This is a genomic window from Promicromonospora noduliphila, from assembly GCF_056951025.1.
Window position 1 is genome coordinate 3653343 of sequence record NZ_CM167806.1, and the last position, 25785, is coordinate 3679127.

Annotated in this window: 25 protein-coding genes; 7 read left to right on the top strand and 18 right to left on the bottom strand. The window is 71.5% G+C overall.

What is annotated here, in order from left to right; translation table 11 throughout:
- Positions 1 to 11 precede the first annotated feature (11 nt).
- The 4 genes from AC0QU1_RS16050 to AC0QU1_RS16065 all read left to right on the top strand — a co-directional run bounded on the left by AC0QU1_RS16050 (position 12) and on the right by AC0QU1_RS16065 (position 3927).
- Positions 12 to 938 (top strand): ABC transporter substrate-binding protein, encoded by a 927-nt coding sequence (locus AC0QU1_RS16050; protein ID WP_483570646.1) that lies wholly within the window; start codon positions 12 to 14, stop codon positions 936 to 938.
- Positions 938 to 1696: an aspartate/glutamate racemase family protein gene (locus AC0QU1_RS16055; protein ID WP_483570647.1), complete on the top strand. Its 759-nt coding sequence runs from the start codon at positions 938 to 940 to the stop codon at positions 1694 to 1696. Before AC0QU1_RS16050 ends, AC0QU1_RS16055 begins: the two co-directional genes overlap by 1 nt.
- Positions 1693 to 2415, top strand: coding sequence for a GntR family transcriptional regulator (locus AC0QU1_RS16060; RefSeq protein ID WP_483570649.1), 723 nt, complete (start codon positions 1693 to 1695; stop codon positions 2413 to 2415). The genes AC0QU1_RS16055 and AC0QU1_RS16060 overlap by 4 nt, the downstream gene beginning before the upstream one ends.
- A 262-nt stretch (positions 2416 to 2677) precedes the next feature.
- A protein-coding gene (locus AC0QU1_RS16065; RefSeq protein WP_483569607.1) for an IS3 family transposase occupies positions 2678 to 3927 on the top strand; the annotation gives its coding sequence in 2 pieces (ribosomal slippage) (positions 2678 to 2960 and positions 2960 to 3927; 1251 coding nt in all).
- Here the strand turns inward: AC0QU1_RS16065 and AC0QU1_RS16070 are convergent.
- The 5 genes from AC0QU1_RS16070 to AC0QU1_RS16090 all read right to left on the bottom strand — a co-directional run bounded on the left by AC0QU1_RS16070 (position 3911) and on the right by AC0QU1_RS16090 (position 6676).
- Positions 3911 to 4804 carry a tyrosine-type recombinase/integrase gene (locus AC0QU1_RS16070; RefSeq protein WP_483570650.1) on the bottom strand — a complete coding sequence of 298 codons (894 nt, stop codon included), beginning with the start codon at positions 4802 to 4804 and terminating at the stop codon, positions 3911 to 3913. The two genes, AC0QU1_RS16065 and AC0QU1_RS16070, sit on opposite strands and share 17 nt — an antisense overlap.
- A 3-nt stretch (positions 4805 to 4807) precedes the next feature.
- The gene (locus tag AC0QU1_RS16075; RefSeq protein WP_483570652.1) at positions 4808 to 5068 is read right to left on the bottom strand and encodes a helix-turn-helix transcriptional regulator; all 261 of its coding nucleotides are present in this window, start codon (positions 5066 to 5068) and stop codon (positions 4808 to 4810) included.
- A gap of 191 nt (positions 5069 to 5259) precedes the next feature.
- Positions 5260 to 5487, bottom strand: coding sequence for a DUF5302 domain-containing protein (locus tag AC0QU1_RS16080; protein ID WP_483570654.1), 228 nt, complete (start codon positions 5485 to 5487; stop codon positions 5260 to 5262).
- A 113-nt stretch (positions 5488 to 5600) separates the two neighbouring features.
- On the bottom strand, positions 5601 to 6071 hold the full coding sequence (gene nrdR / locus AC0QU1_RS16085; protein ID WP_483570655.1) for a transcriptional regulator NrdR: 471 nt from the start codon (positions 6069 to 6071) through the stop codon (positions 5601 to 5603).
- Positions 6072 to 6190: 119 nt separating this feature from the next.
- Positions 6191 to 6676 (bottom strand): LysM peptidoglycan-binding domain-containing protein, encoded by a 486-nt coding sequence (locus AC0QU1_RS16090; protein ID WP_483570656.1) that lies wholly within the window; start codon positions 6674 to 6676, stop codon positions 6191 to 6193.
- A 182-nt stretch (positions 6677 to 6858) separates the two neighbouring features.
- Here AC0QU1_RS16090 and lexA point away from each other — a divergent pair, with 182 nt between their 5' ends.
- Both lexA and AC0QU1_RS16100 read left to right on the top strand, forming a co-directional pair.
- Complete coding sequence (gene lexA, locus AC0QU1_RS16095; protein WP_483570658.1) at positions 6859 to 7674, top strand: transcriptional repressor LexA; 816 nt, start codon at positions 6859 to 6861, stop codon at positions 7672 to 7674.
- Positions 7675 to 7787: 113 nt separating this feature from the next.
- Positions 7788 to 8075, top strand: a complete 288-nt coding sequence (locus AC0QU1_RS16100) for a hypothetical protein (protein ID WP_483570659.1) — start codon at positions 7788 to 7790, stop codon at positions 8073 to 8075.
- 78 nt (positions 8076 to 8153) lie between these two features.
- Here the strand turns inward: AC0QU1_RS16100 and AC0QU1_RS16105 are convergent, their stop codons facing one another.
- The 10 genes from AC0QU1_RS16105 to AC0QU1_RS16150 form a co-directional block, all read right to left on the bottom strand.
- Complete coding sequence (locus AC0QU1_RS16105) at positions 8154 to 9785, bottom strand: vWA domain-containing protein (protein WP_483616235.1); 1632 nt, start codon at positions 9783 to 9785, stop codon at positions 8154 to 8156.
- Between the two features lie 158 nt (positions 9786 to 9943).
- On the bottom strand, positions 9944 to 10921 hold the full coding sequence (locus AC0QU1_RS16110; RefSeq protein ID WP_483570661.1) for an L-lactate dehydrogenase: 978 nt from the start codon (positions 10919 to 10921) through the stop codon (positions 9944 to 9946).
- A gap of 9 nt (positions 10922 to 10930) precedes the next feature.
- Positions 10931 to 13048 carry an ATP-dependent DNA helicase gene (locus tag AC0QU1_RS16115; protein WP_483570662.1) on the bottom strand — a complete coding sequence of 706 codons (2118 nt, stop codon included), beginning with the start codon at positions 13046 to 13048 and terminating at the stop codon, positions 10931 to 10933.
- A gap of 178 nt (positions 13049 to 13226) precedes the next feature.
- The gene (locus AC0QU1_RS16120) at positions 13227 to 14117 is read right to left on the bottom strand and encodes a carbohydrate ABC transporter permease (RefSeq protein ID WP_483570664.1); all 891 of its coding nucleotides are present in this window, start codon (positions 14115 to 14117) and stop codon (positions 13227 to 13229) included.
- On the bottom strand, positions 14117 to 15085 hold the full coding sequence (locus AC0QU1_RS16125; protein ID WP_483570665.1) for a carbohydrate ABC transporter permease: 969 nt from the start codon (positions 15083 to 15085) through the stop codon (positions 14117 to 14119). Before AC0QU1_RS16125 ends, AC0QU1_RS16120 begins: the two co-directional genes overlap by 1 nt.
- Positions 15082 to 16458 carry an ABC transporter substrate-binding protein gene (locus AC0QU1_RS16130; RefSeq protein ID WP_483570666.1) on the bottom strand — a complete coding sequence of 459 codons (1377 nt, stop codon included), beginning with the start codon at positions 16456 to 16458 and terminating at the stop codon, positions 15082 to 15084. Before AC0QU1_RS16130 ends, AC0QU1_RS16125 begins: the two co-directional genes overlap by 4 nt.
- A gap of 65 nt (positions 16459 to 16523) precedes the next feature.
- Positions 16524 to 18221 (bottom strand): glycoside hydrolase family 13 protein, encoded by a 1698-nt coding sequence (locus AC0QU1_RS16135; protein WP_483570668.1) that lies wholly within the window; start codon positions 18219 to 18221, stop codon positions 16524 to 16526.
- Positions 18222 to 18274: 53 nt separating this feature from the next.
- Positions 18275 to 19294, bottom strand: coding sequence for a LacI family DNA-binding transcriptional regulator (locus tag AC0QU1_RS16140; RefSeq protein ID WP_483570669.1), 1020 nt, complete (start codon positions 19292 to 19294; stop codon positions 18275 to 18277).
- 142 nt (positions 19295 to 19436) lie between these two features.
- On the bottom strand, positions 19437 to 20978 hold the full coding sequence (hflX, locus tag AC0QU1_RS16145; RefSeq protein WP_483570670.1) for a GTPase HflX: 1542 nt from the start codon (positions 20976 to 20978) through the stop codon (positions 19437 to 19439).
- Between the two features lie 225 nt (positions 20979 to 21203).
- Positions 21204 to 21881, bottom strand: coding sequence for a GNAT family N-acetyltransferase (locus tag AC0QU1_RS16150; RefSeq protein WP_483570671.1), 678 nt, complete (start codon positions 21879 to 21881; stop codon positions 21204 to 21206).
- A 52-nt stretch (positions 21882 to 21933) separates the two neighbouring features.
- Here AC0QU1_RS16150 and AC0QU1_RS16155 point away from each other — a divergent pair, with 52 nt between their 5' ends.
- The gene (locus AC0QU1_RS16155; protein WP_483570672.1) at positions 21934 to 22533 is read left to right on the top strand and encodes a class I SAM-dependent methyltransferase; all 600 of its coding nucleotides are present in this window, start codon (positions 21934 to 21936) and stop codon (positions 22531 to 22533) included.
- Between the two features lie 367 nt (positions 22534 to 22900).
- Here AC0QU1_RS16155 and dapF read toward each other — a convergent pair whose 3' ends face one another.
- The 3 genes from dapF to AC0QU1_RS16170 all read right to left on the bottom strand — a co-directional run bounded on the left by dapF (position 22901) and on the right by AC0QU1_RS16170 (position 25691).
- Positions 22901 to 23887: a diaminopimelate epimerase gene (dapF, locus tag AC0QU1_RS16160; protein ID WP_483570674.1), complete on the bottom strand. Its 987-nt coding sequence runs from the start codon at positions 23885 to 23887 to the stop codon at positions 22901 to 22903.
- Entirely contained in the window at positions 23884 to 24960 is a 1077-nt protein-coding gene (gene miaA, locus AC0QU1_RS16165; RefSeq protein WP_483570675.1) for a tRNA (adenosine(37)-N6)-dimethylallyltransferase MiaA, read from the bottom strand. The genes dapF and miaA overlap by 4 nt, the downstream gene beginning before the upstream one ends.
- A gap of 77 nt (positions 24961 to 25037) precedes the next feature.
- Positions 25038 to 25691 carry a hypothetical protein gene (locus AC0QU1_RS16170; protein WP_483570676.1) on the bottom strand — a complete coding sequence of 218 codons (654 nt, stop codon included), beginning with the start codon at positions 25689 to 25691 and terminating at the stop codon, positions 25038 to 25040.
- Positions 25692 to 25785: the final 94 nt, after the last annotated feature.

Below are 25785 nucleotides of genomic sequence, written 5' to 3' on the forward strand. Positions count from 1 at the left end.
GAGCAGCACACATGCAGAACTTCCACGTCGCCGCCACCGGGCACAGCCTCAACTACCTCCCTGAATACGTCGCGCACCGCCGAGGCTTCTTCGAGGCACAGGGGCTGGACGTCACCGTGTCCGTGCCCAAGCCATGGGACCTCGTCCTCGCCGAACTGCGCGACGGCACGGCCGCGGCCGCTCTGGGCGGGGTATGGGTACCGAGCATGTACCGCGACCGGGTCCGTCAGTACACAGTCTTCGCACAAGTTGCCAACCGCGCCCCGCTCGCCCTGATCGGCCGCGCCAGCTCACCCGAACCCTTCTCGTTCGGGCAACTGAAGGGGTCCACCGTCCTGATGAAGGGCAGCAACGGCGCGAGCGTCGGCCTGTTCCTGAAGACCCTCCTACGCGAGAGCGGCATCGACCCACGTGACGTCGACTACGTTCAGGACCTCGATGGCCTCATGCTCGGCGAGCTGTTCGTGGGCGGAATGGGGGACTACCTGCTGGTCGACAACCTCAGCGCGCGAGCCTTGTCGACCCGGCACGAACAGGTGCGCGTGGTGTTCGAGAGTGTCCGCGAAGGCGGTGACATCCCGTGGAGCGTGTATTACCGCGAGACCGCGACCATCACACCCGAGGCGCTCGACGCACAGGAGAGGTTCTGCTTCGCGCTGCACCAGGGCATGAACTGGATCCAGGAACGCGACGCCGAAGAGTTCCGCGACGACCTCGCCGAGCTCTTCCCGAGCGTTCCCACCGATGTAGCCGTCGACCTCGCCAACGTCTTCCGGAACCATCGGATGTGGACGGACCCGACGGTCGATCGCGCCGGCTACGAACGCTGGCAGGCCGGCATCACCGCAGGATTTCTCATCCCCGAACCATTGCCGTACGAAAGTCTTGTCGATGACGGACCCGCGTCCGCCGCGGCGGTGCGTCTGGGCACCGCGTGATGCGCATTCTCGTCGTTAACTGCAACACGAACCGGGCGATGACCGCTGCGATTGGCCAGGTTGCGCGCCTCGCTGCGCGTCCGGGCACCGAGATCATGCCCGTGACACCCGACTTCGGACCCGAATCGGCCGAGGGATACTACGAGAGCTTCATCTCGGCGGCTTCGATGCTCGCCGCTGTCGAAGACGTCGGGGAGGCGTTCGATGCCATCATCGTTGCAGGATTCGGCGAGCACGGCCGGGAGGGCATGCGTCAACGCTGGGACGTCCCCGTGGTCGACATCACCGAAGCCGGCCCTATGCTGGCCAACCTCGTCTCGCACCGGTACGGCATCGTGACCACCCTGCGCAGCACGGTTCCCGGAATCTGGGACAGCCTCACCACCGCTGGGCTGCACACCCGATGCGTCGATGTCCGCGCGTCAGACGTCCCCGTTTCGTCCATCCACGACGACCCGGGCCACGTCGCTGACACCCTCGAGAAGGAAGCACGGCTCCTTCTCAGCCAGGGCGCCGACGCGGTGGTTCTCGGATGCGCAGGCTTCGCGGGGCTGGCCACAGAGTTGTCGACCCGGCTCGGTGCTCCTGTCATCGACGGCGTTGACGCCGCGGTGCGTCTGTCCGAGACGCTCGTTCATGCACGGCTGACGACCAGCAAGGTCGGCGCCTACCGCTCACCGAATAGTGCGAAACAATGGCGTGGATGGCCAGTCCACGCGACCACGTCCGCGCCAACGGCCGGGGAAGGCGCAACATGAGTGCTCTCGAGCAAGGTTTCGACGGCTCCGCCCGCGTCAATGTGCTGTCTGAGGATGATGCGAACGTACCGCGGGGCGCGCTCCCGCAGTGGATCTACTCCCGCATCCGCCACAACATCATCACCGGCGTGTACCCCGCTTGCATGCGACTCAACGAACAGCGCCTTGCCGAGGCGCTGAAGGTTTCGCGCGTTCCGCTGCGCGAGTCCTTCCATCGGCTCGAACGCGACGGCTTCATCGAGCAACAACCTCGCCGCAGCGCTGTCGTGACAGGTTGGGACGCGAAGCGGGTGAACGATCTCTTCGACACTCGGATCGGGATCGAGGTCGAGGCCGTGCAGGCTGCTACACGGCGCATTTCACGAGACGGTTCGACGCGGGAGCTGGAACTGATGATCGCGCATTCCCGTGATGCGCTGCAGAGAGGAGATCCGCTTGGCGTCGCCGAGAGCAGCGCCGAGTTCCACAAGTTGGTGGTCGCTGCGACCGGGAACGATCTCATGGTCTCGTTCATGGACCAGCTCGCGCAGCGAATGATATGGCTCTTCTACCTGACGTCTGCTCGTGACTCTGAGCAGGCGTGCGCCGAGCACCGCGAGCTCATCGAGGTCATGGCCTCAGGAAACGTCGGGCTGGCGCGTTCGATCGCTCATGCGCACATCGAGAGAGGCCGGGCACCGAGCTTGGCCGCACTCGACCTCCCGGTGCGCGAGCGCTGACGTCAACCGATCCAGCGACCACCCTCGCCTGGGCTGTGTACCGGTGGGGCATGGCACCTCGCATGTACATCAGCTATCCGGGCCGGCGACGCTCTGCTCGCTGATGCCAGTCGAGGTGATGGGGTGTGTCCCGCAGACTTTCGACGAACTGCTCGCGGCTGGGTCGAATCCAGGCCGCGGACGCACTCCGTCGCCGTGGTCGCCGACGACGTGAATCGCCCCGGCGTGTCCGGAGACTGGATTCCTTGGAAGGATGACAGTCATGGCACGTCCCTCGAAGTATCCGCCGGAGCTGCGTGAGCGAGCGGTGCGGATGGTTGCGGAGGTAGCTCCGCAGTACGGCACGGAGTACGAGGCGATCCGGCAGGTCGCGGCCAAGCTCGGGATCGGTTCGCCCGAGACGTTGCGGTTGTGGGTGCGGCGCACGCAGGTCGATGCGGGTGACCGGCCCGGCGTGACCAGTGAGGAGCACGCCGAGATCAAGCGCCTCAAGCGGGAGAACGCCGAGCTGCGGCGGGCGAACGAGATCCTGAAGTCGGCTTCGGCTTTCTTCGCGGCGGAGCTCGACCGCCCCTCGGGCAGGTAGTGGAGTTCGTCGAGGCGAACAAGGACCGCACCGATGGTGGTCTGCGGTGGGGGATCGAGCCGATCTTGGCCGTGCTGGGTGAGCACGGGATCAAGGTCGCCCCGTCCACGTATTACGAGGCCCGCGGCCGGGCGCCGTCCAAACGGCAGGCGGCCGACCAGGAGTGGAAGCGGGTCATCGCCGCGGAGTGGGGCAAACGCAAGGTCCTGGGAGCCAGGAAGCTGTGGTTGCGGCTGCGTCGGGCCGGGCATGACATCGCTCGGTGCACCGTGGAACGGCTGATGCGGGAGCTGGGCATCGCCGGCGTGGTGCGCGGCCGCCCGGTGCGCACCACCACGCCGGGTGCCAGGGCGGTCCGGGCTGAGGATCTGGTCGATCGGCGGTTCTTCTCGACCGGTCCGGACGAGCTGTGGGTCGCGGACTTCACCTATGTCCCGACCTGGTCGGGCATGGTCTACGTCGCGTTCGTCTTTGACGTCTACTCCCGCCGGATTCTGGGCTGGCGGGCCGCTACCTCGATGCGGACCGACCTGGTTCTGGACTGCCTCGAGATGGCGTTGTGGACCCGCCGCACCGAGGGCGTCACCGACCTGACCGGGCTGGTGCACCACACCGACGCGGGTTCCCAGTACACCTCGATCGCGTTCACCGACCGGCTCATGGACCAGGGCATCGATCCCTCGGTCGGGTCGGTCGGCGACGCGTACGACAACGCGTTGGCCGAGTCTCAGATCGGTTTGTACAAGACCGAGCTGATCCACCCAGGTGGCCCGTGGCGCGGTCGCGATGATGTTGAGATCGCGACCCTGGAATGGGTGCACTGGTTCAACCACGAACGCACCCACGGCTCGATCGACGACCTCACCCCGGTCGAGGTCGAACAGTTCTACTACAGTCACCAACAGCGGCTCACCGAAGCCGCCTGACCCACAAAACAGAGTCTCCGGACTCGCCGGGGCGATTCATCTGGCGCACGCAGCCCTGCCCCTTGATGGGAACCATCGTGGCCTCGATGGTGACCGTGGGAGCGCCGTCCTTGGGGTCAAGGTCGACTTTGCCCCACTGCAGTGCGAGGGCCTCGCCGATCCTGGCACCGGTGCCGAGCAGGAGGTCGACCACGACAGCCAGGTTTCTGCTGGGGTCCGGTCCGGGGCGGTCCTTACCGGCCTTGACCCACTCGCGGACCGCCACGCGCAGGCGGTGCACGTCGGTCGCGGTCATGGCTCGAGGCACTGGGGCCTTCAGCTCCGGGGCGATCGTCCTGCGCATCGGGTTGTCGCGAATCGCGTCGTGGATAACTGCCCGGTCCAGCACCATGTTGAGGATGCTTCGAATCCGGACAGCGGTGGTTGCCATGTCGTTCTCGCCCGGCTTGCCGCGAGCGACCACGGAGTCGATGAGGCGCTGGCACAGGGCTGGTGTCAACTCGTTGAGGCGTCGGTCGCCCAGAACCGGCACCGCGTACCGGTCGAGCTGATATTCATACTTGTCGATCGTCTGCGTCCTCATAGGAGGCCGTGGCCACGTGGAGCGCACGCGCATCTCCGTGATCCACTGACGGCACGCGAGTCCGACCTTGGAGTCCGGCTTGAGCTCGTCCGAGCCACGTCCGGCCTTGAGGAGCTCGGCGACGGCAGCCTGCACCTTGAGGCGCGCCTTGTCCTCTTTGGTTGCGTTTCGAGAGACAGGCACAATCTCTCCGGTCAAGAGCTTGAGCCTGGTTCTTGCCCGCCACGTCTTGGGGCCGGTCTGCTTGACAGAGATGCTGCCGTGCTCGCCGGGCTTGAGTTCAGTCCTGCCCATGGCTCACCACCCCGATCCGGTGGTGCGGTGCTCTGGCGGGACCCCGTCGTCGCCGCGCTCGGGGTCTGCGACGCGCGTCTTGAGCCAGGCGCGCACGTCCGCGTCAGCGAACAGCAGGTGGCGCCCAATCTTGTAGGCACGGGGTCCGTGGCCGTGCTTCCGCCACGTATAGACCGTTGCGGGCGTCGTGCGGAGAAACGCGCACAGTTCGTCGAGGGTCCACATCGGCGTGCGGTCCTCGGGCTTGCTGTACGGGTCGGTCATGTATCTGAGGTGTGTTGTCGGGGCCGACAACATCGCGTGTCCGTAGGCGCTGACGGTCGCCCCTGGGCGCTCGAACTGTGTCATGAACCGTGTCATCACGGGTCGCCTCTTCCTTCTCTAGGCGCCTCGCGAGAACGGCAAAGGCCGCCGACCAGGTCGGATACCTGGTCGACGGCCTCGGTCGAGGAGTCTCAGCCGCTCTTGCGGCGGAACATCTTCTGCACAGGGCCGGTCGTCTCCGAGCCGTGCACCGCACCGGTGTTCACACCACCCGCGGCGGTCCGGCGCCGCGCGGCGTTCTTGCGGTCCAGGGCCTCCTTGAACCGGGCCTTCGCGTCCATGCTCGGCGCGGTCGGGGCCGTGGGCTCCTCAGCGCCCTGAGCCTCGGACTCCTGTGCACTGGGCTTCTCGTCCGTCACACCGATCACCTCCTCCTGTTCGGGGGTCCCTCGATCGGGTCCGCAGTCCGCCCCAGCCTGCACTACGGCACGCCTGGGTGCCAACGCATTTCGCAGCTCCGCCGTGGCAGCGGTCAGGCCTGCGCGGCGGCCCGCTCTGCGCGCTCCGCACGCAGGGAGGTGATGGCGCTCTCGAAGTCCTCGAGCGAGTCGAAGGACTGGTAGACGCTCGCGAACCGGAGGTAGGCCACCTCGTCGAGCTCGCGCAGCGGGCCGAGGATCGCCAGGCCCACCTCGTACGCGTCGATCTCCGCGCTGCCGTTGCTCCGCAGGGTCTCCTCGACGCGCTGGGCCAGGAGCGCCAGGTCGTCCTCGCTCACGGGGCGGCCCTGGCAGGCCTTGCGCACGCCCGCGGCGACCTTGTCGCGGCTGAAGGGCTCGGTCGCGCCGGAGCGCTTGACCACCGAGAGGCTCGCCGTCTCCACGGTCGTGAACCGCCGGTTGCAGTTCGGGCACTGCCGTCGACGCCGGATCGACAGACCGTCGTCGGCGGTTCGCGAGTCCACTACGCGCGAGTCGGGGTGACGACAGAACGGGCAGTGCATGCTCACTCCTGCGTGGTCGACCACCGACCGGAGGCATCCGGTCGCGCCCCGACCGTAAGCGGGCAAACCACCCCCATGCAACATCGCCGCAACATTTGACGGCGATTCGTGGTCCCTGGTCACTCCTCGGGGAGCAGGAGGAGCTCTCCGACCCGGAGCGTGCCCGACGACATCTCGTTCAGCTCCTGCAGCCGCTCGACCGCGTGCCGCACGTCCTCGCCCGGCTTCGCCACCTGCTGCGCGAAGCCCCAGAGGGTCTCCCCCGGCTGCACGGCGTGCACCCGGACCTCCGTCGGTTCGCCAGGGGAGCTCGCGACCGCGGTGGCCCCCCACGTCGCCATCGGCGCGACCAGGAGCATCGCCAGCAGCACCAGCACCACGCGGCCACGCCGGGTGAGCCGCAGGCCCGCCAGGCCGAGCCGGTCGGCGAGCGTCCGCTGTCCGCCGTGCGGGTAGACAGGGGCGACGGCCCGCCGGGGCGCCAGGCGCGGGTACAACGGGATCGCGGGCGGTCCGGACGCCGGAGCGACGGCCGGTCCGGACGCCGACGCGTAGGCCTGTCTGTGGGTCGGGGTGTACTGCCGCAGCGGGATCACGTCCCCCATGGCCCCTCCTCCGAGAGTGTCTGGAACTCATACACGCGTTCGTCGAACGCCCGTACCATTGTGTAGCACGGGACACCGACGATGTCGAGACTCGCTCGAACATTCGTTTGAGCGGAGCGGGTTTGTGACCTAGAGTGGGTTACGCACAGGAGAACATTTGTCGGAATGGGAGGGGCACGGGCATGACGGGACGGGACGGGACCAGCGACACGAGAGCCGTCGACACGGCACTCTCCGGGGTCGCCACGCTGGACGCGCCGGACGACGGGGCGGTCGCCGACGTACACACGATCTCGCCGGCAGACCGCCTCACCGAGCGGCAGCGCCTTGTGCTGGACACGATCCGGCAGTCGTTCGAGACGCGGGGCTACCCGCCGTCGATGCGGGAGATCGGCGAGGCCGTCGGGCTGGCCAGCCCGTCGAGCGTCAAGCACCAGCTCCAGATGCTGGAGAAGAAGGGCTTCCTGCGCCGCGACCCGAACCGGCCGCGCGCCATGGAGCTCGTGGAGCCGCTGGCCGACCAGGTCGACAAGCCGACGCGCGGCGAGATCCACTGGCCCGAGCCGCGGCGCAGCGGCCAGGTCCACTGGGGTAGCTCCGTGCCCGACGACGCCGGCACCCCGCCGCCGTCGTACGTGCCGCTGGTGGGCCGGATCGCGGCCGGTGGGCCCATCCTGGCCGAGCAGGTCGTCGAGGACGTCTTCCCGCTCCCCCGCCAGCTCGTCGGCGACGGCGAGCTGTTCCTGCTCAAGGTCGCCGGTGACTCGATGGTCGACGCCGCGATCTGCGACGGCGACTGGGTGGTCGTGCGGCGCCAGAACGTGGCCGAGCAGGGCGAGATCGTCGCGGCCATGATCGAGGGCGAGGCGACGGTCAAGACCTTCAAGCAGACCGACGGGCACACCTGGCTGCTGCCGCAGAACGCCGCCTACGAGCCCATCCCGGGCGACGAGGCGCAGGTGCTCGGCCGCGTCGTCGCGGTGCTGCGGTCGCTGTAGGTTCTGCTGCCCGGGCGGTTCCTCCGCAGGTCAGGTCTCCGCAAGTCAGGTGTGGAAGACTGCGGGCGAGGAGCTGCCCGGGACGGGGCGGTCAGCACAGGAGGTCTTGGAACGTGACTGAGGTCTGGAGCGAGATCCTGGCCGCCGTGGGCGGTGCGGTCGTGGCAGCGGTGGCGATCGCCATCCTGAACCGGCTGTCGCCCTTCCAGGCGGTGGTCGCGAGCACCGTCATCGGGTTCGGGCTCGTGGCGCTCGGCTGGGTGCTCGATGTCAACGAGCTGGTGATCGCCGCCGTGGCGGTGGTGGCCACCGGCCTCCTCGGCGCGCTGTACATCGCCCTGCGGCCCCGCGGCGGGGCGGGCACCGGCGCGGGCGGCTCGCCGGACCCTGCCGGTAGCTGAGCCGGTAGCTGACCGGCCCCACCACTGCCCGACCAGCCCGTCACTGCCTGACCGGCCCGCCACCGGCGTCCGGCCGCGTCACTGGTACCCGCGGATCTCCTTGAACGCGGCGCTCATCGACGTACGGTCCGCGTCGAAGACGCGGCCGCCGGTGAGCTCGGCGATGCCGTCCACCGCCTCCTGGGCGGCACGCTCGTCGCCGAGCATCACCACGAACGTCGGGATGCCCGTGGTGCCGTAGCCCGCCGACCGGAACTCGGTGCTGAAGTCCTTCAGCGACGCGGGCGGCTCGTTGTTCTCGCCGTCGGTGAGCAGCACTATCGACTGGTAGTAGCCCTCCTCGCCGGCCTGCTGCGCCACCTCGTACGCCCGCAGCAGGCTCTGGTACACGGCGGTACTCCGGCCGTCGGCCGGGAGCGAGCTCACGTACTCGCTGAGCGACCCGAGCTCGGCCGGGTCCGCGTCCGGGTCGTGCAGGTCGAAGGTCTCCGGATCCCCGGGCTCGGAAGCGTACGGGATGACCGTGATCCGCTCACCCTCGCGGAACCGCGTGAAGTCGTCGGCCATGGTGCCGCCGCTGCTCGTCAGGTCGCCGAACGACTGCTTGAGCTGCGCGATCCGCTCGCCCTCCATCGACCGCGAGGTGTCGAGCACGTACACCGTGTGGGCCGGCTGGCGGTAGTCGCGCAGGTAGTTGTCGATCAGGCCCTCAGCGGTGTTCAGGTCACCCGGCAGGGGCACGGCCAGGGGGTCCAGCGCCGACACGGCCTCGTTCGCGAGGACCGTGCTGTCGGAGAACGGGCGCCGGTACGTGGCCGCCGTCAGCTCCTCCTGCGTCTCGTCCTCCCGGAGCCATGCGACCACGCGGTCGTACGCCGCGCGGTCCTGGGCGTTCAGGAGGGTCAGCGGGTAGTCCGCGTAGACGGTCTGCTCGGGGTAGACCGGCACCAGGTCCGGGATCCGGTCCGACTCCCGCAGCGCCACGACCTCGGACTCGTAGTTGACGATGGCGTCGGCCTCGTCCTGGCTGTCCGCGAACTCGGCGCTCAGCCAGCCGGAGCTGCCCGCGGTCTTCACCAGGCCCGAGAACAGGTCGGATACCCGCGCGTCGTCGACGTCCTCGAGGTTGAGCTCGTCGCCGTTGGCGTCGAACGCCGCAGCTACCCCGACGAGCGCGGAGAAGCCCGAGTTCGAGGCCGCCGGGTTGGTCATGAAGAACGACAGCGAGCCGTCGGCGGCCCGGTCGGCGATCTCGCTCCACGGCACGGTCTCGGTGCTCGTCCAGCCGAGCTCCTGGGCAGTGGCTGCCTTCACCCCGAGGACGACGGGCGAGCGCATGGTCTCGCCGCTGGTCGCCACCCACGCGCTCTCCGCACCCTGGTCCAGCGCGGTCTTCTCGTCCCAGAGCAGCTCCATGTAGTGGTTGGACGAGAACCAGGCCAGGTCGCAGCTCGCCGTCGCGGCGTCCTCCGCGCTGCTCGTGGCGCAGAGCGGCGCTCCGTTCACTATCGCCTCGGCGCCCTCGAGCGTGCCCACCGGGGTCGGGATGAGCGTCACTCCGGTCTCGTCGCGCAGCTCGTCCATCAGGGTGTCGTTCCCGAGCACGTCCATGAGCTCGGAGCCGGCCAGGACCGTGAGCGTCACGGGCGGCTGCTCGTTGATCGCCTGCGCGGCGGTGATCGCGAACCCGCCGAAGGCGAGCACCAGCACCGTACCTATGGCTACCTTGATCGTCCGCTGTCGCCGCTGCTCACGCGGTTGCTGCTGCTGTTGCGCCACTCCACGGATGCTCGCACGGAGGCGATGTTCGCCGCTGCACCGTCGGTGATATTCCAGGACATTTCATGAAACGTTCATCCTGGCCGCCGTCAGAACCCGAGCCGCCGCTGCACCGCCCGCACGCTCTCGGCGGAGGCGCGCAGCCCGGCCAGCTCGTCGGCGGACAGCGGGACGCGCACGTTCACGGTGACGCCGCGGCGGTCCACCAGCGAGGGCACGGACAGGCACACGTCGCTGATGCCGTGGTAGTCGTCCAGCAGCGACGACACCGGCATGATCCGGCGCTCGTCCTTGAGCACCGCCTCGATGATCCGGGTGGCGGCCAGGCCCACGGCGTAGTTGGTGGCGCCCTTGCCCTCGATGATCCGGTAGGCCGAGTCGACCACCTCACGGTGCACCTCGGCGCGCACCTCGGCGTCGAGCGGCCGCGCGTCGCCCACCGGCTCCCAGTCGAGCAGCGGCACGCCGCCGATCGACGCGGAGCTCCACAGCGCGATCTCCGAGTCGCCGTGCTCGCCGGCGATGTACGCGTGCACGTTCCCGACGGCCACTCCGCAGCGCTCGCCGAGCACGACGCGCAGCCTCGACGAGTCCAGCACCGTGCCGCTGCCGAAGACCCGCTCGCGCGGCAGGCCCGAGATCTTGAGCGCCGCGTAGGTCACCACGTCCACCGGGTTGGTCACCATCACGTACGTCGCGTCCGGCGCGGCGTCGACCAGGCCGGGCAGGATCGTCCGCATCAGCCCGACCGTCGCCTCGGCCAGGTCGGTCCTGGTCTGGCCCGGCCGCTGCTTGGCGCCCGCCGTCACCACCACGACGTCGGCGTCCGCGCAGACCGCCACGTCGTCCGAGCCCACGACCTCCGCCTGGGGCGTGAACATCAGGCCGTGCCGCAGGTCGAGCACCTCGGCCTCGACCTTGGCCCGGTTCACGTCCAGGAGCGCGATCGTGCGGGCCGAGCCGCGCGCGAGCGCGGCGTAGGCGAGCGTCGACCCGACGGCGCCAGCGCCCACCACTGCCACCTTCGAGGTGCGGGCCACTGACGACGATCCGGCGGGCGCTGTCACGAGCCCAGGCTATGTGTCGAGCCTGGCGAGCGCAGCACGCACCAGCGCGGGATCCGTGGTGGGCCAGAACCCGGGCATCGAGCGCGTGAGGAACGACGCGTAGCGCGCGGTCGCGAGGCGAGGGTCCAGCACCGCGACCACGCCGCGGTCCTCCGTGCTCCGTACGAGACGTCCGGCGCCCTGCGCGAGCAGCAGCGCCGCGTGCTGCGCCGACACCGCCATGAACCCGTTGCCGCCCGCCTGCTCGACGGCGCGGGCGCGCGCCGCCTTGACCGGGTCGTCCGGTCGCGGGAACGGGATCCGGTCGATGAGCACGAGCTGGCACGACGGCCCCGGCACGTCGACGCCCTGCCACAGCGACAAGGTGCCGAACAGGCAGGTGGCCGGGTCCTCGGCGAACTCGCGGACCAGCGTGGGGAGCTGGTCGTCGCCCTGCGCCAGGATCGGGAGGTCCAGCCGCTCCCGCATCGCCTCGGCCGCCGCGTTCGCCGCGCGCCGGGAGGAGAACAGCCCGAGCGTGCGGCCGCCCGCCGCGGTGATCAGCTCGGCGATCTCGTCGAGCTGCGCCTCCGTCGTCGGCTCGCGGCCGGGGGCCGGCAGGTGCCGGGCGACGTACAGGATGCCCTGGCGCGGGTAGTCGAACGGGCTGCCCGCGTCGAGGCCCGCCCACGGCGGGGCGTCCTCACCTTTCAGGCCGAGCGTGCCGGCGACAGCGTCGAACGTGCCGCCGAGCGCCAGCGTGGCCGACGTGAACACGCCGGTCGCCTCGCCGAGCAGGTGGGTGCGGATCAGGCCCGCCACGTGCAGCGGCGCGGCGTGCAGGCGCGTGACGTTGTCACCGAACCCACCCCAGCCGTTGTCCGGGCGCGAGCACCACAGCACGTCGGCGGTCGTGTCCTGCGACGCCATCCGCTCGGCCGTCTCGAAGAGCTGGAGCATGGCACCCTGCGCCATCTTCAGGCCCGGGTCGGGCTGGCCGGCGTCCTTGCCCTTGGCGCCGTTCGCGTCCGGCTTGAGCGTGCTCAGCACCTCGCGCGCGGCGTCCCGCACCGCGCCGACCGCCGTCCGCAGCCCGTCCGGCAGGCCGTCGGGGAACCGCTCGGCGGGCGCGGTGACCAGCAGCGTCCCGAGATCCTGCGCCGCCTTGTCGAGCGCATCGGTGTTCGTGCCGGCGTGCCGGCGGGCCAGCCGCGCGGCGTTCTCCACCGACGCCATGGACAGGTCCACCGTGGCCGACGACGTCACGCGGTCGGTGAGCTCGTGCGCCTCGTCCACCACGACGACGTCGTGCTCGGGCAGGACGCCCGGGCTGCCGGTGGCCGCGATGCCGAGCATCGCGTGGTTGGTGACCACGACGTCGGCGTCGCGCGCGGCGGCGCGTGCCTTGTCCGGGAAGCACTCGGCGAGCATGGGGCACTTGCCACCCAGGCACTCCAGCGCCGTCACCGACACCTGCCGCCACGCCCGCTCCGGGACGCCGGGTACCAGGTCGTCCCGGTCGCCCGAGTCCGTCTCGCTCGCCCACTCGTGCAGGCGCCGGACGTGGTCGGCGAGCGAGGCGCCGTCCTCCCTGCGCCGGCTGCGGGCGCCGCCGCCCGTGCCTCCGGCGCCGCCCGTGTCCTCCGCCCGGGGGTGGTCCTCGCCGCCGGGCAGGTCGAAGAGCGTCGGCTCGTCCGCGGGGTAGCCGCCGCCGATCTTGTGCACGCACAGGTAGTTGTGCCAGCCCTTGAGCAGCGCGATGCGCGGCTCGCGCGGCAGCAGCGGCGCCACGGCCTTGGCCACGAGCGGCAGGTCACGGGTGATGACCTGCCGCTGCAGCGCGAGCGTCGCCGTCGAGACGATGACCTTGTTCCCCGCCGCCACGGCGTGCCGGACCGCCGGCACCAGGTAGCCGAGCGACTTGCCCGTGCCCGTGCCCGCCTGGACCAGCAGGTGCTCGCCCTTCTCGATCGCCTCTCCCACCGCCACCGCCATGCGGTGCTGGCCCGCTCTGCGCCCGCCGCCGAGCTCCCCCACCGCCAGGTCGAGGAGCTTCTCGACCTCGGGGATCTCGGTGTCGGCGGTGCTGTCGGTGGGTGCGTCGGGAAGGCTGGTCACGCACTCGATCCTAGGCCGGACCCCCGACATCCACCCCGGTCTCGTCCACAGGTCCGGCCGCCCGCCGAACCGCAACCTGCGCGTGCTCCCGAACAGCTCTCGGCGCCGAACCGCAACCTGAAAGTCAGTTCGAACGCCGAACCGAGAGCTACGAGTCAACATCCGGCCTGATGGACTCCTAGCTTTCGGTTCGGCGCCTCCCTCCTCACTACCCCTTCACCGCACCACCGAGCCCGGCTCCCCGCAGGAACAGGCGCTGGAACGCGAGGAACAGCGCGATGGGCAGCACCGTCGAGATCGCGAGCGCCGCGAGGAACACGTCGAGCTCCAGGTAGGGCGCGATGGCGGGCAGGCGGACGGACAGCGGCTGGTGCACCGGGTCCGGCAGCACGAGCAGCGGCCAGAGGTAGTCCTTCCACGCGGCGATGACGGCGAACACGGAGACGACGCCCAGGATGGGCTTGGACATCGGCAGCACGATGCTCCACAGCAGCCGGAAGGGTCCGGCGCCGTCGACCCGGGCGGCCTCGAAGACCTCGCGCGGGAGGCCGTCGAAGAACCGTTTGACCAGCAGCACGTTGAACGCGCTCGCGCCCATCGGCAGCCAGACCGCCCAGAAGGTGTTGAGCAGGCTGAGGTGCAGGACCGGCACGTCGAGGATGGTCAGGTACAGCGGCACGAGCAGCACGACGGACGGCACGAAGAGCGTGGCCAGGACGAGGCCGAGGATCACGTTCCCGTACCGCGGCCGGAGCACGGACAGCACGTAGCCGCCCGTGGTGGCGACCAGGAGCTGGAAGAACCAGGCGCCCGCCGCGACGATCACGGTGTTGACGAAGTAGTGGTCGATCTCGGCGCGGGTCCAGGCGGTGGCGAGGTTGGCCCAGTCGACCCCGCTGGGGAACAGGCCCAGCGGCTCGCGCAGCGTGTCCTGCGTGGGGGTGACGGCGGCCTTGGCGAGCCAGAGGATCGGCCCGAGCCCGACGACGACCAGGGCGACCAGCAGGCCGCCCTGCAGCACGGCGAGGGTGCCCCGGACGGCGGGCCGGCGCCGGTCGTGGGACGAGACGATGCCGCGTTCGGTGGTGGAGGAGGCCATCAGGTACTCCAGGGTCTGGTCACGCGGAAGTAGATCGCCGACAGCACGGCCAGCACTCCCGCGAGCATGAGGCTCAGGGCGGTGGCGGCGCCGTAGTTGCCGCCGAGGCTGCTGCCGAACGCGTAGTCGTAGATCAGCATGAGGATCGTGAGGGTCGCGTTGTTGGGGCCGCCGCCGGTGAACAGGAACGGCTCCAGGAACACCTGCGACGTGCCGATGACCTGCAGGATCAGGGTGATGAAGAGGACGCCGCGCAGCTGCGGCAGCGTGACGTGCCAGATCTTGCGCCACACGCCGGCGCCGTCCACCTCCGCCGCCTCGTACAGCTCGGTCTGCACCCCGACGAGCGCGGCGAGGTAGATGATGACCGTCCCGCCCGCGGCCGCCCAGGTCGCCTCCAGCACGAGGGACGGCATGGCGGTGGTGGCGTCCTGGAGCCACGGGTAGGGCCCGAGGCCCACCCAGCCGGCGATGGTGTTGAACACACCGGTGTCCGAGGCGTCGTAGAAGAACTTCCAGAGCAGCACGGCCACGACGGGCGGCACGACGACGGGCAGGTAGGCCAGCGCGGAGAACAGGCCGCGCATCCGCCGCACCTCGCTCATCAGGACGGCGGCCGCCAGCGGCACCGGGTAGCCGAAGACGAGCGCCAGCAGCGCGAACCAGAGCGTGTTGGCGACGGCGGTGCCCAGCAGCGGGTCCTGCAGTACGTAGACGAAGTTGTCGAGCCCCACGAACTCGGGCACGGAGACCAGGTTGGTCTCCTGGACGCTCATGACGAGCGCGCGTCCGATGGGGAACCAGGAGAACACCCCGAACACCACGATCATCGGCAGGGCGATGACCAGGGTGCTCAGGCCGCCGTCCCGCAGCCAGTCCCGGGGCGTGCGGCGGACACGCCGGCGGGGACCGGACGACGACGGCCGCTGGGCCGCCGCCGTCCGGAGCGGGCTGGACAGGGTGGTCATCGGTTGCGGTCGAGGATGGCCTGGACCTGGGTCTGCGCGTCGGCCAGGAGGGCGTCGATGTCGGCGTTCTCGTCGGTCAGCACGGCCTGGACCACCGGGTCGAGCGCCGCGTAGACGTCCTGGGTGGCGATGGCGGGCTCCGGGACGACGGGCTGATCGAACATCTGGTCGGTCATCGGCGCGAAGTTCTCCAGCGGCACGTTGACCAGGTCCTTGATCCAGCTCTGCTGCTCCTCGTACGTCGCGCGGTCGAAGATCGGCAGGGCGGGCGCCCCGACGGGCTGGTCGGTCTCGGCGGCGACCTCTGCCTCCGCCACGGCGGCCTCCTGGTCGGTCAGCTTGGAGATGTAGTAGAAGTCGATCCACTTCACCGCCGCGGCCTGCTCGGCCTCCGACGCCGTCGAGCTCACCGCGGCGAGCGTGCCGCCGCCGAGCGTGCCGGCGTCGTCGCCCTCCAGCGGCAGCACCGTGACCCCGTACTCGTCGGGGTTCATCTGGTTCTGGGTGAACAGGTTGGGGTAGTTGGCGCCGCCCGAGACGTACATGCCGATCTTGCCCGCCGCGAAGTCCTGGTTGATGGTGCTCCAGTCGTACAGGAAGGACGACCCCATGGAGTTGTCCGCCCAGCGCATCTCGCGCAGCATCTCCAGGGCCGCGACCGTGGCCTCGTTGTCGACGGTGGCCGTGGCCCCGTCGCCCTCGCCCTCGATCATCCGGCCGCCGAGCGCGTAGGTCTCGGTGGTCAGGATCCAGCCGCCGGTGTTGCTCTGCGTCATGTGGGCATAGCCGGCCTGGCCGGTCTCGTCGGCGATGGTCTTGGCCGCCGCGCGCACCTCGTCCCAGGTCGTGGGCGGGTTGTCGGGGTCGAGGCCCGCCTCCTCGAAGAGCCGGCGGTTGTAGTGGAGGCCCTGGTTGTAGGCGGCGATCGGGACGGCCCACATGGCGCCGTCGGCGGCCTGGCCCGCGGCCGCGATGGTGGGGTTGAACTGGTCCGCGTAGGGCAGCTCGGCCACCAGGTCGCTGACGTCGGCGATCTGCTCCTGCTCGATGAGGGCGCGGCCGTCGGTGAACGGGATGGGGAAGACGTCGGGCAGCGTGCCGCCCGCCAGCTCCGCCGCGAACGTCGTGCCGGACCAGGTGAACTCCTTGGTCTCCACCTGGATGTCCGGGTTGGCCTCCTCGAACTGCGCGATGCGCTCGTCGAAGGCGTCGACGGCGGCCTGTTCGAGGCCCGCGTCGATGGAGACCTCGATGGTCACGGGCCCGGTGGGCTCGTCGGACGCCTCCGACGACGAGCCGCAGGCCGTCACCGTTCCGGCGAGCGACAGGGCGCCCACCAGGGCGAACGCCGCGCGCTTCTGTGCTGACTTCATTGTCACTCCTTGGTCGTGTACCGCCGGCGCGGCACGTCTGGGGCAAAGCTGGGCAGGCAGTGGGATCAGGACGGCCACGCGAGCCAGACGGCGACGTCCGGCCCGACGGCGCCGTCGGCGGGGCCGCTCGCCAGGAGCACCGTGGCCCCGGCGGGCAGGGGGACGGGGGCCGTCCCGAGGTTGACGACGCAGGCGAAGCCCGCGCCGCGGGTGAAGGCGAGGACGTCGTCCGGGGCGGCCTCGCCCGGTCCGGTGACGCCGTCGGCGCCCACGCCGAGGTCGAGCCACCTGAGCTCTTCCGTGTGCAGCGCGGGCAGGTCGCGGCGCAGGTGCAGCGCCCGGCGGTAGAGGCTCAGCATCGAGCCGGGGTCGCCGTCCTGCGCCTCGACCGAGTAGCCGGGCCAGGAGGCGGGCTGGGGCAGCCAGGGCTCGGCTCCGCCGTCGGGCCCGAAGCCGAGGCTGGTGCCCGTGCGCGTCCACGGGAGGGGCACCCGGCAGCCGTCGCGGCCCGGGTCGACGCCCTCGGACCGGAAGTGCATCGGGTCCTGGATCAGCTCGCGCGGCACGTCCGCCTCGGGCAGGCCGAGCTCGTCGCCCTGGTAGACGTACAGGGCGCCCGGCAGCGCGGCGACCAGCAGCGCGGCGGCCCGCGCCCGGCGCGTCCCGAGCTCCAGGTCGGACGGCGTGCCGAACCGCTTGGCGGCGAAGTCGAACGACGAGTCCTCGCGGCCGTACCGGGTCACCGGCCGGGTGACGTCGTGGTTGGAGAGCACCCACGTGGCCGGCGCGCCGACGGGGGCGTGCGCCTCTAGCGTGGTCCGGATCGACTCGCGCAGCTCCTTGGCGTCCCACGGGCGGGCCATGAAGTCGAAGTTGAAGGCCGTGTGCATCTCGTCCGGGCGCAGGTACCGGGCGAACCGCTCGTGGTCTGCGAGCCACACCTCGCCCACCAGCACGCGCGGCTCGGCGTAGGAGTCGGCGACCCGGCGCCAGCCGCGGTAGATGTCGTGGATCTCGTCGCGGTCCAGGTGCGGGTGCTCCCCCGCGCCCGCGGCGGCCGGGACCTCCGGCAGCTCGGGGTCCTTGACGATGAGCGCCGCCGAGTCGATCCGGATGCCGGCGGCCCCGCGGTCGAACCAGAACCGCAGCACGTCCTCGTGCTCTTGCCGGACGTCGGGGTGGTTCCAGTTGAGGTCGGGCTGCTCGGGGGTGAACAGGTGCAGGTACCACTGGCCGGGCGCGCCGTCCGGAGTGGTGGTGCGGGTCCAGGTGTCGCCCTGGAAGCTCGACACCCAGCGCGTGGGCATCTGCGCCCCGCCAGGACCCTTGCCGTCGTGGAACCAGAACCGCTCGCGCTCCGGCGAGCCGGGGCCGGCCGCGAGCGCGGCGCGGAACCACTCGTGCTCCGAGGAGATGTGGTTGGGCACGACGTCGACGATCGTCCGGATGCCCAGCCCGCCCGCCTCGGCGATCAGCGCCTCGGCGTCGGCCAGCGTGCCGAACGCCGGGTCGATCTGGCGGTAGTCCCGCACGTCGTAGCCGCCGTCCGCCAGGGGCGAGGCGTACCAGGGCGTGTACCAGATCGCGTCGACGCCGAGGTCGCGCAGGTAGCCCAGCCGCGAGCGGACGCCGGCGAGGTCACCCGTGCCGTCGCCGTTCCCGTCCGCGAAGCTGCGCGGGTAGATCTGGTAGATCACGGCGCTGCGCCACCAGTCGGGCGCGGCGGGGTGCAGTCCCTGTGCCATCTCGGACGTCGTCGTCATGTCGTGAACCGTAAGTCACTCGACAACAAGACTGCAAGAACTCGACAAGAAGTTTATCGATTCGCGACAACCTTGGTTGCCGCGGTCGAGCCGCGGACCACCAGCTCGGGCTCGAAGAGCAACTCGTCGCGCGGCACGTCGCTCCCGGCGATGAGCGCGGCGAGCAGGTCGACGGCGGCGCGCCCCATCGGCTCGATCGGCTGCCGCACCGTGGTCAGGGCCGGGTCGGTGGAGTTCATCAGCGCCGAGTCGTCGAAGCCGACCACCGACACGTCCGCCGGGCACGACAGCCCGGCCCGGCGCACCGCCCGGATCGCGCCGAGGGCGAGCGGGTCGCTGGCGCAGACGATCGCCGTAGCGCCGCCGTCGATGAGCCGGTTGGCCGCCGCCTGGCCGCTCTCCAGGGAGTACTGCGAGTGCACCACGAGCTCGGCGCGGAGCGGCAGGTCGTGCCGCTTCGCGAACCGCCGAGCCGCGGCGAGCTTGCGCTCGGACGGCACGTGGTCGGCGGGGCCGAGCAGCAGGCCGATCCGCTCGTGGCCCAGGGACGTGACGTGGCCCATGGCCTGCTCGACCGCCACGAGGTCGTCGCAGGCGACGCTCGGGAAGCCGAGGTCCTCGATGGCGGCGTTCATGAGCACGACGGGCAGCCCGAGGTCCTCCAGCCGCCGGTAGTGCGCGTGGTCGGCGTCCCGCTCGGCGTAGAAGCCGCCCGCGAAGATCACGCCGGAGACCTGCTGCTGCAGCAGCAGGTCGATGTACTCGGCCTCGGTGACGCCGCCGGCCGTGCGCGTGCACAGGACGGGGGTGAACCCCTGCTGCGCCAGCGCGCCGCCGATCACCTCGGCGAACGCGGGAAAGATCGGGTTGACGAGCTCCGGCAGCACCAGGCCGACCAGCTTGCCGCGGCTGCCGCGCAGCTTGGTGGGCCGCTCGTAGCCCAGCACGTCGAGGGCCGTGAGCACGGCGTCCCTCGTGCCCTGGGACACCCCGGGCTTGCCGTTGAGCACGCGACTGACCGTCGCCTCGCTCACCCCTACCTTCTTGGCCACGTCCGCCAGTCGTCTCGACATGACGACGATCCTAGTCGCGGACAGCGCAAACCGCTTGCAGGACTTGCAGGGTCCCGCAAGCGGCTTGCGTATCGGCGCCAGGCCACACGACGCGTCTGACGCTCAGGTGGCCTGAGCACCAGACGGGTGGGTACGGGTCCGGTCAGGACGCGACGGCGACCTGCCGCAGCTCGGTCGCGAGCTGCTCGTCCACGCGGCCGCGCAGGTGCGTGCCCGCCGCGACGTGCTCGGTGAGCTCGATGTCGCCGTGCTCGTGCACGCGGTGTACCAGGTCGCCCCGGTCGTAGGGGACCACGAGGTCGATCTGGATGCCCGGCCGCGGCAGGTCCGCCGCGATCCGGGCGCGGAGCTCGGCGATGCCCTCGCCGGAGTGCGCCGAAACGACGGCGGTGTGCCGCTCGCGCCGCTGGATCCGGCCCACGACCGTCGGGTCGGCGACGTCGGCCTTGTTCAGCACCACGATCTCGTGCACGTCCTCGAACGCCGGGATCTCGGACAGCACCTCGCGCACCGCGGCGATCTGCCCCTCCGGGTCCGGGTGGGACGCATCGACCACGTGCAGCAGGATGTCGGCGTCGCCGACCTCCTCCAGGGTGGACCGGAACGCCTCGACGAGCTGGTGCGGCAGGTGCCGCACAAAGCCGACGGTGTCGGTCAGCGTGTAGACGCGGCCATCGTCGGTCCTGGTGCGCCGCACCGTCGGGTCGAGCGTCGCGAACAGCGCGTTCTCGACGAGCACACCCGCGCCGGTCAGCGCGTTCAGCAGCGACGACTTGCCCGCGTTGGTGTAGCCCGCGATCGCGACCGCCGGGACCGCGTTCCGCTTGCGGCTCAGCCGCTTGGTCTCGCGGGCCGGCTTCATCGCGGCGATCTCACGCCGCAGCTTGGCCATCCGGTTGCGGATGCGGCGCCGGTCCAGCTCGATCTTCGTCTCACCGGGACCGCGCGAGCCCATGCCGGCGCCCGCGCCGCCCACCTGGCCACCGGCCTGGCGGGACATCGACTCGCCCCAGCCGCGCAGGCGCGGCAGCAGGTACTCGAGCTGCGCGAGCTCGACCTGCGCCTTGCCCTCACGGGACTTGGCGTGCTGCGCGAAGATGTCGAGGATCAGGGCCGTCCGGTCGATGACCTTGACCTTCACCACGTCCTCCAGCGCGCGGCGCTGGGACGGGGCGAGCTCGCCGTCGACGATCACGGTGTCGGCGCCTGACGCGAGGACCACCTGCGCGAGCTCCTGGGCCTTGCCGGACCCCAGGTAGGTGCCCGGGTCCGGCTTCTGCCGACGCTGCAGCAGGCCGTCCAGCACCTGGGAGCCGGCTGTCTCGGCCAGCGCGGCCAGCTCGCGCAGCGAGATCTCCGCGTCACGGGCCGCCTGCTCACCACCCGAGTACAGGCCGACGAGCACCACCTTCTCCAGCCGGAGCTGCCGGTACTCGACCTCCGTGACGTCCTCGAGCTCCGTCGAGAGGCCGGCCACGCGGCGCAGCGCGGTGCGCTCCTCAAGGTCGAACTGGTCGCCGTCGGCTTCCGTGTGCACGGTGCCGCCGTCGGCACGCGCTGTCCCCGCCCGAGCGAGAACCCGTGCCACGACATCGTTCGCGATCGCCTGGGCGTCTGCCTGGGCCGCGCGGAGTTCGGGCGTCTCCTCTGCGGGGAGCTCGGGCTCTGTCGGGGTGTGGGTCATGTACTACCTAACTCTCGGTTGTTCTTGCCTTGGTACAACAAGGATCCCACGGCCGAAAGTCCCACGGCTATGTGTTTCCCGCAGCGCGTAGCGCGTCTTGCCCAGCGCGAGGCGCGACTGCCCGCAAGCGCGAGACGTGTCTGCCGCAGGCCGGCAGCGTGCCTGCTGTAAGCGCGAAGCGTGCCTGCCGTAACGCGGAGCACGCCCGCCCCGAACGCGAGGCTGTCAGAAGTCCAGCCGCATGACGCGGCGCCGCTTCGTCGGCCGGCTGACCTCCGTGAGCCCCGCCGCCGCGAACGGGCCTGGCGTGCCGACGTTGACCTCACCCCAGGTGATCTGCTGCCCGGGGTCCGGCACGATCGGGTACCCCTCGACCGCCTCGGCACCCCGCTCCCGCGCATGCTCGACGGCGGCCGCCGCCAGCTCGTACATCAGGCCCCGCTTGCGCATCCCCGCGCGGACGGCGAAGCACGTGATCGCCCAGACGCCGGCGTCGTCCTTGTCCTCGTGCCGGCCAGCCCACGGGACCTGGCTGCCGCGGTAGCGGACGAACTCGGTGCGGGGTGCCACCGCCACCCAGCCGGCCGGCTCGGCGTCGACGTAGCCGATCAGCGCGCCCGACGTCGGCGCGCCACCCCCGCCACCTACCGCGCCGCCCTCGCCGTCACTGCCTGTCGCGGCGTCACCGCCCGTCGGGGCATCGCCGCCCGGCCCTGCCTCGCCGTCCGGTCCCGCGTCGAGCTGCTCCCGCAGGTGGTGGGCGCGCTCCTCGACGGGCATGTACCACCAGGCCCGGTCCCCGAGCCGGATGCGCTGGCACTGGCAGTGGTGGGCGCCGCCGCGTGTGCCGAACACGGCCTGCACGTCGTCCCACCGGTCCGCCGTGGCCGGTACGATCTCCATCCCCGCAGGCTGGCACCGGTCACGACGGCGGGCAAGCGCCTACGATCGTGCGGTGCCCACCGACCACTACTTCACCGCGCAGCCCGCCTCGGACGACGAGCGCCGCACCCGCACGGTCCGGCTCGCCGGCCGGGAGCTGGAGGTCGAGGTCGCCGCGGGCGTCTTCTCCCCCGGCGGCGTGGACAAGGGCACGGCGGTGCTGCTGAACGAGGTGCCCGCACCGCCGCCGTCGGGCGACCTGCTCGACCTGGGGTGCGGCTGGGGGCCCATCGCGCTGAGCCTGGCGCTGGAGGCGCCGCACGCGACGGTGTGGGCTGTCGACGTCAACGAGCGGGCCCTCGACCTGGTGCGACGCAACGCCGAGCGGCTGGGCCTCGAGAACGTCCGCGCGGCCCTGCCCGACGAGGTGCCCGGCGACCTCAGGTTCGACGTGTGCTGGTCCAACCCACCGATCCGGGTGGGCAAGCAGGCGCTGCACGAGCTCCTGACCCGCTGGCTGCCCCGCCTGGCCGACGGCGCACAGGCGTGGCTGGTGGTGCAGAAGAACCTGGGCTCCGACTCACTCGCGCGCTGGATCACCGACGAGCTCGGGCTGGCTGTCGCGCGGGAGGCATCGTCCAAGGGGTTCCGGGTCCTACGGGTCGCGGGCTGACGCCGGGCGCCGCGCGCCGGCACTGAGGGCTCGCCTGCTGGAGCGCCTGCCGGTCGCGGGGACTGGAGTGCCCGCCTGCCTCGGGGAGAATTCCCTCGCGGGGGCGTGTTGCTGTGAGTAGACGATGACTACGCACGGCAACGGATCTGCTCGGGGGAACTTTCCCCGGAGCGCGTCACGGTCCACTCAGCGGACCCTCGCTCACTGCTGGAGTGCCCGCCTGTCTCGGGGAAAGGTCTCTCGCGGGAGCGTGTTGCCGTGAGTAGACGATGACTACGCACAGCAACGGACCTGCTCGGGAGAACTTTCCCCGGAGCGCGTCACGGCCCGCTCAGCGGACCGTTCGTTCGTTCAGCGGACCGCTCGCTCAGCGGACCGCGCCGGTGGGCAACCCGACCTGCCCGGAGTAGACCAGCTCGGCCGGCCCCGCGAGCTCGACGTTGCCGCCCGGCAGCACGCGGACCCGCACCTCGCCGCCCGGCACCTCGACGATCCAGGTGTCGGGGGCGCCGTCGCCGGACGCCCCGCCCTGCCAGGTCCGCACCGCGAGCGCCGCGGCGCAGGCGCCCGTGCCGCACGACGGCGTCTCGCCCACCCCGCGCTCGTGCACGCGCATGCGCAGGCGGCCCACGACGGCGCCGTCCGGCCCCTCCTCCTCGCCGAGCGGCACGACGAGCTCGACGTTGGTGCCGTGCGGCGGCAGGGGTGCCACCTCGGGGGCGTGGAACAGCTCGAGCGACGCCAGCTCGTCGAGGCTCGCGAGGGCGACGACGGTGTGCGGGTTGCCGAGGTCGACGCTCAGGGCCGGGCGGGGCGCCGACCAGCCGCGGACGGCGACGGCGGCGTCGTACCCGTCGGCGGCGGCGGTCTCGCCGCCGGGCAGGAACCAGGGCCCCACGTCGACGGCGTACCAGCCGCCGGGCTCCTTGGTCACGCGCTTGACGCCGGCCCGGGTGCCGAGGCTGAGCGGGCCGGCGGACAGGTCGGCCAACCCCTCGCGCTCGGCGAACGCGGCGAAGACGCGCACGCCGTTGCCGCACATCTCGGCGACGGAGCCGTCGGCGTTGCGGTAGTCCATGAACCACTCGGCGGTCGGGTCGGTGGCCAGGGCGTCCTGGGCGGTCGGCTCGCCCGCGCGGGCGAGCGCGGCGGTCGGCGCGAGCCGGATCACGCCGTCGCCCCCGATCCCGGCCCGGCGGTCGGCGAGCCGGCGCACGTCGTCCGGACCGAGGTCGAGGACGCCCTCCGGGTCCGCGATCAGCACGAAGTCGTTCTGCGTGCCGTGTCCCTTCGTGAAGGCGAGGGTGCCGGGCGTCGGGGCCGACGGCGTTGGGCTGGTCGCGGGCTGCGTCATGACCCCAGGCTACGGCGCACGGGCTCCGGCCCCGCAACGGGCAGGGTCCCGGTGTCGGCGGCCGCGACGACCGCGAGGGCCTCGTCGAGCAGGTGGGGCGATGCGGCGTCGAGCCAGTGCACGCGCGGGTCGCGTCCGAACCAGCCCATCTGCTTTCGGGCCAGGCGCCGGGTGTTCGCCGTGACGGCCTCCCGGGCCTCGGCCTCCGTGAGCTCACCGCGCCACCAGGCGAGCACCTCCGCATAGCCGACGGCGCGGGCCGCCGTGACGCCGAGACCCGGCCCCGTGCCGCCCTGCTCCGGGCCGGCCAGCGCACGCACCTCGTCCACGAGACCCGCCGCCCACATCCGGTCCACCCGCCCGGCGACCCGCGCGTCCAGCACCTCGCGCGAGCAGTCCAGCCCGATCTGCACCGCCGGGCGCACGTACTCCTGACGCGGCAGGTTGGCCGTGTACGGGCGGCCGGTGAGCTCGATGACCTCCAGCGCGCGCACGATGCGGCGCGTGTTGTGCGGGCCGATGCTCGCGGCGGCCTGCGGGTCCAGCCGCTCCAGCTCGGCGTGCAGCGCGCGCCGCCCCTCGGCCTCCGCCCGCGCCTCCAGCCGGGCGCGGACCTCCGCGTCCGTGCCCGGGAAGTCCATGTCGTCGAGCAGCGCCCGCACGTACAGCCCGGACCCGCCCACGACGACGGCGCGTGCGCCGCGCCCGGCGATCGCGTCCAGGTCGGCGCGGGCCGACTCCTGGTAGCGCGCCACGGAGGCGTCCTCCATCGGGTCCAGCACGTCGAGCTGGTGGTGCGCGATCCCGCGCCGCTCGGCCGGCGGCACCTTGGCCGTGCCGACGTCCATGCCGCGGTAGAGCTGGTAGGCGTCGGCGTTGACGATCTCCGCCGCGGGCCGGCCTGCGTCCGAGGTCGTGCGGGCGTCCGCGGTCGTGCGGGCGGCGCCAGGGAGACTGCGGGGCGGAGCGCCGGCGCCCCCGGCCGCGGAACCGGCGCCGAGCACCTCGGCCAGGTCGAGCGCGAGGTCCGACTTCCCGGTGGCGGTGGGCCCCACGACGGCGACGACGATCACCCGGCCACTGTACGGGCCGGCGTCGCCGACAACCGTGTACGGGCCGCCGCCGTCGGCAACCGGCTAGCAACAGGACCTCACGACAGGACGGTCACCCGATACTCCGGCGGCAGATGGTCCTGCGACTGTCCGAAGACCCGCACGTCCGCGGCCCAGGCCCCCGCACCCGCCGCGTCCAGCGCCGCCCTGACCCCCGGCGTCAGCGCGTCCGGGCCGCTGTCCAGCCCGCCGGGCGCTCCCCCGCCCGCCACGACCAGGCCCTCGGCGCGCCGCAGCAGGTCCACCGACTCGCCGTCCGGCACGGCCGGGTCGAGCGGCACCTCCAGCGTCTCGACGTCGGCGGCCCGCGCACCCAGCACGTCCGCGAGCGCCAGCAGCGCCACCGAGGCGCCGGTACCGGCGGCCGGGAGGTCGCCGTCCGCTCGTCCGGCGCGACTGCCTGGGCCTACCGGAAGACGGCGCGCCGGGTCTGCCGGGGCTGGTTGCGCCGAACCTGCCCAGATGTCGGGCAGCCACCGGTCGCCGATGCCCGAGCCCGACAGCGACGGGCGCATCAGGCCCCGCCGCAGCGCCGGGCCGTGCGCAAGGACCAGCGGCAGGCGCCCGCCGGCCGTGAGCTCGGCCAGCGCGGCCGCCACGGCGCGGCGCACGTCGGCGAGCGGATCGGCCCGCAGGCCGGGGGTAAGCCCCGCGATGAGCAGCGGTGTAGCGGGCAGGATCACGGCGCGCACGGTCCACGAAACTAACACCAGGCGCCGCCGCACGCCGTTCCGAGCCCAATCCACTCCTTTCACCCGAAGGGCACAGCGCTGGAAGGGGTCTGGC